Below are 11,516 nucleotides of genomic sequence, written 5' to 3' on the forward strand. Positions count from 1 at the left end.
TAGGTAATACGTATTGTGACCTCTAAATACATACATTAAATTAAGCAAATAGATGAAGAAAATAGTACTTACAATGTTCGCCCTTACTCTCATATTTTCTTGCAAAACAAATCAAGAAAATAAAGAACGACAGCAACCGGATGGCGAAAGACCAACTTCTTCTCAGTTAATTTCAGAAATGGATGCCGATAAAGATGGAAAATTATCTATGGATGAAGTTAAAGGACCAATTGCCAATGACTTTGAAAACATAGACAGTGATAACGATAATTTCATCTCGCTTGAAGAACTTGACAAAGCAGAAAAAACCCGAGAGAACAGACCTCCTAGGCAAGAAGAAAGCATTGCTGATTTATCAAATGAAATTGAAACTTCCGCAAAGGTAGTACCTGTTAACACAGATTATTTTATAACCGAAAATATTATTGGCGAAATTCAAGAGAAAACAGTATAACTTAATGGTATTGAAACCTTATGCTATATCATTAAAACCCACTCTCAGGCAACGGAGCATCAAATGGGTCCTTGGTGCCCAAGGCATATAAGCGATGGAATGGAGAAAGCTGGAATTTGGTTCAAAGATGATAAAGTTTACGATGTATCAGGACACTTTATTGCCAATCTCGACGAATTTTATAGTGATGACAAATGGTTGCTTTACAGAGAAGACGGCACTATAAAAGTTACTGAAACTGAAGAAGCTTGCTTAGCCGCCGCCAAACCAGAAGTAGATAAAGATTACCACAACTATTGTGTGGAGTGCTTACCGGAGTACTTTAAAGACCAAGTAACAACTTTTGTTATACCTGCAACACCAACTTACTTAAAATCGGTTCAAAATTTTGGTCGAGGAGGAATAGGAATAGCTTTTAACGGCGTAAACTATGATCCGCCTGCACCTACTCACGCTATATTGGCAGCACATACCATTGCACCTCTAGATGATCATGGCGGGCATGTAAATCCGCATGGCGGCTATCATTATCACGCGGTAACCGGCTCAACAAAAGAAATTGTACAAAATGATACCCACGCTGCAATTATTGGTTATGCCATAGACGGTTTCGGTATTTATACGTTATTGGATAAAAACGGAAATAAGCCTAGCGATTTGGATGAATGCGGCGGACATTTTGATGATATTAGAGGATATCATTATCATGCAGGTGAACCAGGTGGAAATCAAATTATAAAATGCCTACACGGATTACCAGGATATACAGAAATAAAAGAATAATAGTTTGGATTAGATTTCAGTTGTAGCATTTAATTTTTAGCGCAAAGAAATCTAATTACTTCAGTTATCATGGTTTTACATATCCTCTTTGAATAAACTTTAAGAATTGAAGAAAGTACACGTAAAAAAAGGAACGGTTCTACAGCATAAAGGAGATTTAAGCTCCAAAGTATACCTAGTTGAGAGCGGTTTACTACGCAGCTACACTATTGATGCTAAAGGAAAAGAGCATATTTACATGTTTGGACCAGAGAATTGGATAGTAGCGGACAATTGTCAACTAAATGAACCTTGCCAACTATTTATAGATGCCATTGAAAACTCAATAATCAACATAACCACCAAAGAAGAGTTACTAAAATCAAGTCCTGATTTAAAAGCTTTGGCTAAACGATTAAGGGTAATGCAAAATAGAATTATCATGTTAATGAGTTCCAATGCAAAAGAAAGATATGAGCATTTTATTACAACCTATCCAAATGTTACACAAAGAGTTCCTTTAAAAATGATCGCCTCATACTTAAGTATTACACCTGAAGCTTTAAGTCGTGTTAGGCATCAACTTTCCCAAAAAAACGGCTAATATAATTTCTTGATGTACATCAATGCATAGGCTATTAAAAGCTATGACATTTGCTATAAACCAATACAGAAATTAAAATGACCCAACAAAAGAACAACAAGGCATTGAATATAGGATTATGGATTGCCCAAGGATTATTAGCTGTTATGTTTATAATGGCAGGTGTAATGAAAGCCACCCAGCCCATAGAAGAATTAGCTGTATCACTACCATGGGTTGCCTCATCACCCGTAAGTCTAATTCGTTTTATTGGTATAAGTGAACTCCTAGGTGGATTAGGGTTATTGATTCCCGGTATTTTTCGTTTCAAACCATTTCTAACTATTTGGGCAGCTTTAGGTTTGGCTATAATTATGGTTTTAGCTGCTATATTTCACGCATCTAAAGGTGAATATTTTGCTATAATCACAAACATCTTAATCATGGGCATTGCCTTATTCATAACTTGGGGCAGAAGTAAAAAAGCTCCCATACTGTCAAAATAAATACATGTACCATATTTGTTTCAATCATAGAAGCAGATTTAAATGAATGGTCATAGTGCTATTATAAAGAACTACAAAATACAGGTTATTACTTTTAGATAATAACCTGTATTATCCTTGTGGTATATTTTCATTTCATCATTAAAAAGAACTGCTTAAATTCCCATCTAAAATTCACTACTTTTAAAATAGGCTATGCTATTAAACCTATTATATGAATGAAATCAGAGATTTTATTGATAAGATTTCTAAAATGAACAATACTGACTGGGCTTTTTTTTCTTCTAAACTAAAAAAAGTCAAGTACAGCAAAAACACAAAGATTTTAGAATTGGGAAAAATAGAAAGGCATTTAAATTTTATTACCAAAGGAATTATTCGCCTCTATATACCTAAAGAAGAGGCTGATATCACCTTTGGTTTTTTGTTTAAAAATGAGTTCGTTACAGGTTATGATTCACTTTTAACAGAAACGCCATCAGCATATGAAATAGAAACTTTGACGGAAACGGAAATGTGGCAAATTAATAACATGGATTTACAGGAAGTCTATGCGTATACATCTGTTGGCAATATTATAGGTAGAAAAATGGCTGAAAACATGTATTTGATAAAGTCTAAAAGAGAACTTTCCCTTTTAAGCAAAACAGCAGAAGAGCGTTATTTGGATTTATTTAATGAAAGACCAAATCTGCTGCAACACATACCTTTAAAATATATAGCTTCCTATATTGGTGTTACTCCGCAAGCACTGAGCAGAATAAGAAAACGTATTACTTAACCTAGGTTCATTAATTCCAAATACGCTTTCATGACCTTTGTGTTTTAATAAATATAAAGAATCATGAAACCACTACTTGTCCTTCTAATAGGTTTTGCCATTTCATTAGTTGCGATTAAAATCATTACAAAAACTTATGACTATAAACTAGCAGCTAGAATTGCTATGAGCTTAATGCTCCTTTTTACGGCAATTGGTCATTTTGTCTTTACAAGAGGGATGACCATGATGATACCGGAAATTATCCCCTACAAAGAATTGATCGTGTATGCCACGGGTTTTGTTGAGATTTCACTTGCCATAGGAATATTAATACCCAAGTATTCTTCACTAGGTGCGTGGGTATTGATTATATTTTTCATTGTATTATTACCTGCCAATATTTATGCAGCTATGCACAATATTAACTATCAAAATGGAACTTTTGATGGTCACGGTCTTTCATATTTATGGTTTAGAATTCCGCTACAAATTCTGTTTATTTCTTGGACATACTTTAGTACAATTAGATTTTAAATAATGGTGTTGTATTAATGTAGTTCTAGCTAAAATCCCTTTTATAAAACTTCAAATACCATAAACAAAATCAACGATAGCGAAAGCTGTAACATATTTACTAATTTAGAATGACCATTTTATTTCAACCAACATTTCAAAGAAGCTAAATGAATATGCACAATTTATACCTCCACCCTATTCTTTCCCTATTCATCATGATCTTTATGAGCACATTTGGTAATCAAACTTCAAAGAACAAAGACCTAGTAACATCGTTCATTGAGGCTAGAAATAATTATGATGTTGAAAAGGTAAACACTTTGATCCATGATCATTATTATGAACTTTTTATGGATGGAAGTAAAGAAATAGAAAGTAAGGAACAATTGATGGACAGAATTTTATGGGGCAAAGAACTTGATTCGTATATATCATTATTGGACATTAGCGTTAACAAGGACACAATTATCACCATTGAAGAGAACACCAATTTTCTTGACGTGGCACTACAGAGAAAACCTAGAAAATTCAAAATTACCTATTGCTTTTTAAATGGTAAAATAAAGAATCAAAGTATTGATACTTTAAGCGGGCATCAAAGTATCATAAAATTTAACGCTGTCAAATACCAAGAATTCATAGCTTATTGCCAACAGCATAATCTAACGTACCATGGGAAATCTTTAAACAAAGAATTTGGGGTACAATTAAGAAAAGTACTTGAACAGTATAAAAGCGTAAATCAAAATAAACCGTGAATTAGTTACAGAAGGATCAAATACAGGAAAGCAGCAAGCAAACAGCCAATTAACGGACCTACTATTGGCACCCAAGCATAGCCCCAATCACTACTACCCTTAATGGGTAACAACGAATGAACAATACGTGGTCCAAGATCTCTAGCAGGGTTTATGGCATAACCTGTAGTACCACCTAGGGACAAACCTATAACCCAAACCAAAAAAGCAACGGGCAGCGCTCCTATAGAGCCCAATCCGATAATTGCCCGTGAGTCTACATCACCAATAATATCTAATTCAGGACCCGCAAAATAGAATATTACAAATACCAGAACAAAAGTTCCGATCGCCTCACTTATTAAATTGGAAAAAGTATTTTTAATAGCTGGTCCCGTACTAAAACAAGCCAACTTACCACCTTCATCATCTGTAATTTTAAAATGATCTTTATAAAACACCCAAACCAAAAACGCCCCCAACATGGCGCCGATCAGTTCTCCTGCTAAATATTCAGAAACAAGGCCCCATGATACTTTGCCGGCTACGGCCAAAGCAATGGTTACCGCGGGGTTTAAGTGCGCCCCACTGTATGGACCTGCAACTACAACACCAACAAACACGGCCAGTGCCCAACCCGTGGTAATAACTATCCAACCAGAGCCATTGCCTTTAGTACCGTTCAAAACCACATTCGCTACCACACCGTTACCTAAAAGAATAAGTAACATAGTGCCTATAATTTCCGCTATTAAAATTGACATATCTAAAAAGTTGGTTAATGGTCAGTTTTTATTCTTCAATCCAATGTTGTGCGCATTTTACAGCTTTGTTCCAGTAATAGAGCATATTCTCTATTTTTTCTTTTGGAGCTTCTGGAAAAAACTCTTTATCAATGCTCCATTGCGATTGTATATCGTCTATACTTTCCCAATACCCAACGGCCAAACCTGCAAGGTACGCTGCACCCATTGCCGTTGTCTCTAAAGTTTTTGGTCTAATAATTTTAAACCCGAACAAATCTGATTGTATCTGCATTAGTAGGTTACTGGCACTTGCCCCACCATCTACACGAAGTTCAACACTTTCCTCACCTGAATCTGCCTCCATGGCCTTTACGATATCATAAACTTGAAATGCAATACCTTCAATGGTTGCACGTGCAATATGTGCGTCTGTTGTACCCCTTGTAATTCCCATCATGGCTCCTCTGGCATATTGGTCCCAGTGCGGAGCGCCCAATCCAGTTAAGGCCGGCACAAAATACACTCCACCGTTGTCTTCAACCGTTTCTGCCAAATGATTGATTCCAGGTGCAGTTTTAACCATTTTAGCACCGTCTCTTAACCATTGTATTGCAGCCCCACCAACAAAAACACTCCCTTCTAGGGCATATGTGATTTCTCCGTTAATCTTCCAACCTATGGTAGTAAGTAAATTATTTTTAGAGTACACCGCTTTATCACCAGTATTCATCAACAAAAAGCAGCCTGTACCATAGGTATTTTTGACCATACCCGGTTTAGTACACATTTGACCGAACAAAGCTGCCTGCTGATCGCCCGCAATACCTGCTATAGGAATTTTAGTTGAGAACAATGTTGTAGCCGTTGTTCCATAAACCTCACTACTTTGTTTCACTTCGGGCAGTACTGATTTGGGAATGTTCAAAAGGGTAAGAAGTTCTTGATCCCACTCTAACGTATGAATATTGAACAACATGGTTCTACTTGCGTTAGAGACATCTGTAATGAACATTTTACCTCTGGTCAACTTCCAAATCAACCAAGTATCTACAGTACCAAAACAGAGTTTTCCTGCTTCAGCTTTTTCCCTAGCACCCTCTACATTGTCAAGAATCCATTTAATTTTTGTTGCCGAAAAATAAGCATCAATGACCAGACCTGTTTTCTTTTTAATTAAATCTACATGACCATTATCCTTAAGTTCATCGCAATACTTGGCAGTTCTTCTATCTTGCCAAACAATGGCATTATAAATTGGTTCACTGGTTTCACGATCCCAAACTACAACTGTTTCTCGTTGATTGGTAATTCCTATTGCTGCTATGTTATCACCGGTGATACCTTGTTTTGCAATTACCTCCGCCGCTACAGATATTTGTGAGGACCAAATTTCATTAGGATCATGTTCAACCCATCCTGGTTTTGGAAAGATCTGCTCAAATGGTTTTTGAGAAACCTTTACAATTTCACCGGCATGATTAAACAAAATGGCACGTGAAGAAGTTGTACCCTGATCTAATGCTAAAATTAATTTGGTATTCATTGAGTTGTTGATTTTAAGTTAATTCAATTGTAAGTTGACATCAATTGAATAGTTATTTTAAATAATATAATTGGAGGTTACCTTCTTGTAATCTTCTACTTGCTTGGTTTGCCATTCGGAGTCTTTACCTAGTTCGCTCGCCATAATTTCTGCCACTCTTGGGGCCATCCTAACACTTTCCTTGGCATCCAATAACTGGCAACGGGTTCTACGGGCAAGAAAATCTTCTACATTAAGAGCCATTTCATTTTGAACGGCCCACACAACCTGTCCTTCTATTACACCTAATGAATTGCTAAGAGTAGCGTTCCATCCCTTTTCCTTGGAAAGTTTTAACAAAGGTTCTTCATCACTACCATAAAAGTATAGGGGGTTATTTAAGTCTACATCTTTTTTATAACCATGAATTTTAAGGTTTTTGGTTTTAGTAGCAATATGTTTCCATTGCTGGTTCCTTTCCGCTTTATCAACCAAATCTTCGCCCATTTTTCTAAATGTGGTCCATTTTCCGCCAACAATGGTCAACAGACCGGAATCTGATGAAAAGATTTTATGGCTGCGCGAAATCTCTTTTGTTTTATTTCCGTCCTCACTTGGAGCCGCTAATGGTCTTAACCCCGCAAAAACACTTAAAACATCGCTTCGTTTTGGGGCTTTTGTTAAATACCTAGTTGCAGTGTTTAAAATAAATCCTATTTCATCTTCTAAAGCTATAGGTTCCAAAGATTCTTTTTTCACGGGAGTATCGGTAGTACCAACAATGACCTTATTATGCCAAGGCACTAAGAACAACACCCTACCATCATCTGTTTTAGGAATAGTAATGGCATCGTCACCTGGTAAAAAAGACTTATCCAACATGAGATGAACACCCTGGCTTGGAGCTATTGTTTTTTTAGACTCGGGAGCATCCATTTGCAACACATCATCAGCAAATACCCCAGTAGCGTTCACCACCTGTTTTCCCTTGATTTCAAAAGATTCTTTGCCTTCCTCATCAAAGACCTTAACTCCGGTAACTTTACCGTTGGCATCTTTCAACAAACCTTCAACAGCACAATAATTAGCCACAACAGCGCCCAATTCCACAGCACTTTGCAAGGTATTGACCGCCAAACGAGAGTCGTCAAACTGACCATCATAATATAGCACACCTGCCGATATTTTATCAGGATTTATTAAAGAGATTCGCTCTAAGGTCTTTGTTTTGGATAAACGTTTAGACCTGCCAAGACTTAATCTACCCGCTAACAAATCATAGAATGTTAAGCCAATAGTATATAGAATTTCATCATATAGGCCATGTGTTGGTATCACAAAAGATTGGGTTTTGGTTATGTGAGGGGCATTTTTTAACAAAAGACCTCTTTCTACAACCGCCTCCCGCACCAAGCCTATGTTTCCTTGAGCCAAATATCTCACTCCGCCATGCACCAATTTTGTTGCTTTACTGGATGTTGATTTAGTAAAATCCGATTTCTCCAACAAAGCGACCGAGTACCCTCTAGCCGATGCCTCTAATGCTATTCCAATTCCCGTAGCACCGCCACCAATTATAATAAAATCATAAGTATTAGGCGTAACCTTCAACTTACTAATCATTTCTTTTCTTTTCACAAAATTTCCTTTTGTTATGTTTTATATCAAAATTGACGTTAAAAATACAATAAATAGAAACAATTCAAAATAAAATATTATTTAAATGTTACTAGAAACAGCATAAAACAATTCATTTAAACAATTATGAAGTATAAAAATTACGAACTATTCAATTATTTCTTGATTCAGACAATACAAGTATAGACTCTTAATCCTCTACGCTAATTTTGAAATAAAGTTTCGTTTTGTTACCATTATGAATCTTGTTCATAGCCATCCTTTTACATAAAAGCTTATATATTTGTATAAACCGAAACCCACTTACGTTGAATATTGTAGACCGCCATAAATTAATTTTAAGCAAACTAGAAGAGCAAGGTTTTGTAAAGGTGAATGACCTTAGCAAGGAATTCAACGTATCTCTAGTGACCATTAGAAAAGATCTTAAATTATTAGAAGATCGAAAATTACTTTTTAGATCTCACGGTAAAGCCATACCTGCCAACCCATATATTGTTGAAAATTCGGTTAATATTAAAGAGAAATTTCATCAGGAGGAAAAAAATAAAATTGCGATCGCCGCAGCTTCTAACCTTGAACCTAATGATTGTATTATAATAGCCTCAGGTACATCAGTAATAGAATTTGCCAGGCATATAAAACCAATTGAAGGCCTTACCGTTTTAACCGCATCTTTAAACACGGCATTAATATTGGGGGAACACAATGAAATAGATGTTATGCAACTTGGTGGTAACATAAGGTCCAGTTCATCTTCGGTAGTGGGGCCAATAGCAGAGAAAATGCTTACAGAGTTCACCTTTACCAAATTATTTTTGGGAGTTGATGGTATTGACCTGGAATTTGGGCTTACCACTACAAGCTCTATGGAAGCGTCTTTGAACAAACAAATGATAAAAGCTGCACAAAAAATTATTGTACTGGCAGATTCATCTAAATTCAATAAAAAAGGATTTGGTAGAATTTGTGGAATAGATGAAGTTGACCATATTATTACGGATGCCGGTATTGACGAAAAGACAAAAGCAAGACTCATTAAATTAGGTGTAGAACTTACTATCGTTTAAAAACGAAGGTCATGAAACTTATTCCATCAGAAAAAATTGAGCTAACTACAGCATTTACCTCAGCTGAAATAGAGAAACTTCTTTTGGAAAACATTAGAGAGCATAAAAGCTATAAAGTCAGCTTTAATAAAGAAGATACTAAGGGCGGTTATTTTATTGGTCACGTTTACCCTAATGGATTTAGCTGTAAAAAATTTACGTACCAACGAAATTCATTTCTACCCCAAGTAACCGGTACATTTAAAGAAACACCCCAAGGGACGAACGTAAAAATCAATCTAAAGGTAGATTCATTTATAACTATATTTCTTTACTTGTTCATTACAGTAATTTTCTGTGTGTTTCTTGTTACACTTTATATGGTAACCACCCTAGGTAGTGCTCCATATATTGCTTTGATTCCAATGGCTATTTTAGTCATATTTACGGCATTGCCCCATATTGGTTTTCAATTGGAAAAAGAACATACAATTGCTGAGCTAAAAAGAATATTAACCTCTTAACATCCATATTAAATCATAAAAAAAACGCCAAACATTTCTATTTGGCGTTTTAATTTTAGAGTATTGCTCAAGGAGCAAATTTAAAAACGTTATTTTAATTCATAAATAGCTATAGTGCTAGATACCTCATGAGTTGCTATCATTAAATAGTTACCTGTAGGGCTATCATCTTTATCAACTACGATTATACCTTCTGGCGAAATATCAGTACCATCATAAATCCAAGTAACAAAAACAGGATTGAATGGATTTGTAATGTTGTAAGCCAAAATTCCGCTTGTTCTTTCCAATCCTACGAACAACAAAGTTTCATCACCTACTTTTAAGGTTACTACCGCTTCGGGCTCCGCCCCTTTATCATCTGATCGCTCATCTACCTCGCCCTCATCTTGATTGAATATTGAAGGCGCCAATGCCAATGTTCTTCTGGCAATTTCAGAACCAGAGTCATACACTAACTGACCATTTGCATCCCAAATGGAGAAGGAACGGGCACCATAGGCATAAATTTGCTCGTACAACCCATCATTATCTTCATCTCCGTTTGCAGTAGTAGTTTTTAGACGACCCAAATTTTCATCTTCTTGCAACATATCAAAATCTGGATAAAAAGCAGGGTCTAAATCTAGGTCCTTTACACGCACCTCTTCAGAGTATCCATCATAATCCCTTGCATCTCCTTCATTCGCAGAAACCACATAACCATTTCCATTTGCCCTGAAATAATCTATAGCATCTGGCATATAAAAACCTAGAACATTCCAGTTCTTTAAATTCCCAGGAATACCATCATCATTAGAGGCATCTATTTCATTCCCTGAAACATTGTGATTTTTTGTACCTAAACCTACAAGACCGGTAATGGTCTTTGAAGCTAAATCTACAATGGCCATACCATTGTTTTCTTGCAAACTAATGTAAGCTGTGGCAGAATCATCTGAAATGGCAACATACTCCGGCTCTATATCTTGTACAAATGTTGACATACCGTTATTTCCAAAAACTCTGAATCCGTTTCCGGGATCTGTTTGCCCGGTAAAATAAACTTGAGTTACCGTTTCGGTAGCTACCTCAACAATTGTGATCGAGCCTTCTGGATCTACCGTATAATCATCATTTGGTTCGCCCTCATTAGCAGAAACAATATATTCACCATCAGGAGAAAAAGCAACCATATCTGGCAATGCACCCGCCGGGTAAGATACCAGTAAAGATTGCGTATCTGTAGCGTAGGTTTCAATAGTTCCATCGGCTTGCTTATCCATATTCTCAACGGCAACAGCTAACACTCCATTATGAACCGCCACTGAATTTGGATTTCCAGCCAATGCAATTGAAGTCCCTTTAACCGGATTTGAAGCATCTGTCAAATCTAACACCGAAACCTCATTTTCTTCAGGGTTAACAATGAACAATTTATTTGTAGCGGCATCAAAAGCGGAGATTTCTGCAAAAGCTTCATCATTTCCATTGGTGAAAGTTCCTATTTTAGAAAAGCTCAGTTGATCGATCGTGATTGGAAATTCGGCATCCATTCCGTCAGCTCCATCTTCCCCGTCGGCACCATCAGCACCATCTACTCCGTCAACACCATCCATACCATCATCGGCACAAGAGGTAAATAAAATAGAAATTCCAAGAATTGCTACACAAAAAGGTCGTAATACATTTTTCATTTTAATACAGTTTGGTTTTAAGTATCAAAACAAAAAGATC

13 protein-coding genes are annotated in these 11,516 nt (G+C 36.3%); 9 read left to right on the top strand and 4 right to left on the bottom strand.

What is annotated here, in order from left to right; all coding sequences use genetic code 11:
• The first annotated feature begins 52 nt into the window (after positions 1 to 52).
• The 7 genes from VBZ51_RS02615 (at position 53) to VBZ51_RS02645 (ending at position 4,342) form a co-directional block, all read left to right on the top strand.
• Complete coding sequence (locus VBZ51_RS02615; protein ID WP_416575968.1) at positions 53 to 454, top strand: EF-hand domain-containing protein; 402 nt, start codon at positions 53 to 55, stop codon at positions 452 to 454.
• Positions 455 to 553: 99 nt separating this feature from the next.
• Positions 554 to 1,237, top strand: coding sequence for a YHYH protein (locus tag VBZ51_RS02620; RefSeq protein ID WP_416575969.1), 684 nt, complete (start codon positions 554 to 556; stop codon positions 1,235 to 1,237).
• A 106-nt stretch (positions 1,238 to 1,343) separates the two neighbouring features.
• Positions 1,344 to 1,820 carry a Crp/Fnr family transcriptional regulator gene (locus VBZ51_RS02625; protein ID WP_416575970.1) on the top strand — a complete coding sequence of 159 codons (477 nt, stop codon included), beginning with the start codon at positions 1,344 to 1,346 and terminating at the stop codon, positions 1,818 to 1,820.
• A gap of 77 nt (positions 1,821 to 1,897) precedes the next feature.
• Positions 1,898 to 2,305: a DoxX family protein gene (locus tag VBZ51_RS02630; RefSeq protein WP_416575971.1), complete on the top strand. Its 408-nt coding sequence runs from the start codon at positions 1,898 to 1,900 to the stop codon at positions 2,303 to 2,305.
• A gap of 214 nt (positions 2,306 to 2,519) precedes the next feature.
• The gene (locus VBZ51_RS02635; RefSeq protein ID WP_416575972.1) at positions 2,520 to 3,086 is read left to right on the top strand and encodes a Crp/Fnr family transcriptional regulator; all 567 of its coding nucleotides are present in this window, start codon (positions 2,520 to 2,522) and stop codon (positions 3,084 to 3,086) included.
• A 63-nt stretch (positions 3,087 to 3,149) separates the two neighbouring features.
• Entirely contained in the window at positions 3,150 to 3,602 is a 453-nt protein-coding gene (locus VBZ51_RS02640) for a hypothetical protein (protein ID WP_416575973.1), read from the top strand.
• Between the two features lie 206 nt (positions 3,603 to 3,808).
• Complete coding sequence (locus VBZ51_RS02645) at positions 3,809 to 4,342, top strand: hypothetical protein (protein WP_416575974.1); 534 nt, start codon at positions 3,809 to 3,811, stop codon at positions 4,340 to 4,342.
• Between the two features lie 5 nt (positions 4,343 to 4,347).
• Here VBZ51_RS02645 and VBZ51_RS02650 read toward each other — a convergent pair whose 3' ends face one another.
• The 3 genes from VBZ51_RS02650 to VBZ51_RS02660 are packed head-to-tail and all read right to left on the bottom strand — an operon-like array spanning position 4,348 to position 8,227.
• Positions 4,348 to 5,085, bottom strand: a complete 738-nt coding sequence (locus VBZ51_RS02650) for an MIP/aquaporin family protein (protein ID WP_416575975.1) — start codon at positions 5,083 to 5,085, stop codon at positions 4,348 to 4,350.
• A 28-nt stretch (positions 5,086 to 5,113) separates the two neighbouring features.
• A complete protein-coding gene (gene glpK, locus VBZ51_RS02655; protein WP_416575976.1) occupies positions 5,114 to 6,610 on the bottom strand; it encodes a glycerol kinase GlpK in 1,497 nt (498 codons plus the stop codon).
• A gap of 57 nt (positions 6,611 to 6,667) precedes the next feature.
• Entirely contained in the window at positions 6,668 to 8,227 is a 1,560-nt protein-coding gene (locus VBZ51_RS02660) for a glycerol-3-phosphate dehydrogenase/oxidase (RefSeq protein ID WP_416575977.1), read from the bottom strand.
• A 308-nt stretch (positions 8,228 to 8,535) separates the two neighbouring features.
• Between VBZ51_RS02660 and VBZ51_RS02665 the strand changes: the two genes are divergently transcribed.
• Together VBZ51_RS02665 and VBZ51_RS02670 are read left to right on the top strand one after the other, a co-directional pair.
• Positions 8,536 to 9,297, top strand: coding sequence for a DeoR/GlpR family DNA-binding transcription regulator (locus VBZ51_RS02665; RefSeq protein WP_071341332.1), 762 nt, complete (start codon positions 8,536 to 8,538; stop codon positions 9,295 to 9,297).
• Positions 9,298 to 9,308: 11 nt separating this feature from the next.
• Positions 9,309 to 9,800, top strand: coding sequence for a hypothetical protein (locus tag VBZ51_RS02670; RefSeq protein WP_416575978.1), 492 nt, complete (start codon positions 9,309 to 9,311; stop codon positions 9,798 to 9,800).
• Between the two features lie 89 nt (positions 9,801 to 9,889).
• Here VBZ51_RS02670 and VBZ51_RS02675 read toward each other — a convergent pair whose 3' ends face one another.
• Complete coding sequence (locus VBZ51_RS02675) at positions 9,890 to 11,476, bottom strand: choice-of-anchor I family protein (protein WP_416575979.1); 1,587 nt, start codon at positions 11,474 to 11,476, stop codon at positions 9,890 to 9,892.
• Positions 11,477 to 11,516: the final 40 nt, after the last annotated feature.

It is taken from the genome of Maribacter sp. HS (genome assembly GCF_048059195.1).
GTDB classification, from domain to species: Bacteria; Bacteroidota; Bacteroidia; order Flavobacteriales; family Flavobacteriaceae; genus Maribacter; species Maribacter dokdonensis.

Coding starts and splice junctions, on each gene's coding strand:
- VBZ51_RS02640 (WP_416575973.1), top strand. CDS start 3,150: ATGAAACCACTACTTGTCCTTCTAATAGGTTTTGCCATTTCATTAGTT.
- VBZ51_RS02675 (WP_416575979.1), bottom strand. CDS start 11,476: ATGAAAAATGTATTACGACCTTTTTGTGTAGCAATTCTTGGAATTTCT.
- VBZ51_RS02645 (WP_416575974.1), top strand. CDS start 3,809: ATGAGCACATTTGGTAATCAAACTTCAAAGAACAAAGACCTAGTAACA.
- VBZ51_RS02620 (WP_416575969.1), top strand. CDS start 554: ATGGAGAAAGCTGGAATTTGGTTCAAAGATGATAAAGTTTACGATGTA.
- glpK (WP_416575976.1), bottom strand. CDS start 6,610: ATGAATACCAAATTAATTTTAGCATTAGATCAGGGTACAACTTCTTCA.
- VBZ51_RS02630 (WP_416575971.1), top strand. CDS start 1,898: ATGACCCAACAAAAGAACAACAAGGCATTGAATATAGGATTATGGATT.
- VBZ51_RS02635 (WP_416575972.1), top strand. CDS start 2,520: ATGAATGAAATCAGAGATTTTATTGATAAGATTTCTAAAATGAACAAT.
- VBZ51_RS02615 (WP_416575968.1), top strand. CDS start 53: ATGAAGAAAATAGTACTTACAATGTTCGCCCTTACTCTCATATTTTCT.
- VBZ51_RS02670 (WP_416575978.1), top strand. CDS start 9,309: ATGAAACTTATTCCATCAGAAAAAATTGAGCTAACTACAGCATTTACC.
- VBZ51_RS02650 (WP_416575975.1), bottom strand. CDS start 5,085: ATGTCAATTTTAATAGCGGAAATTATAGGCACTATGTTACTTATTCTT.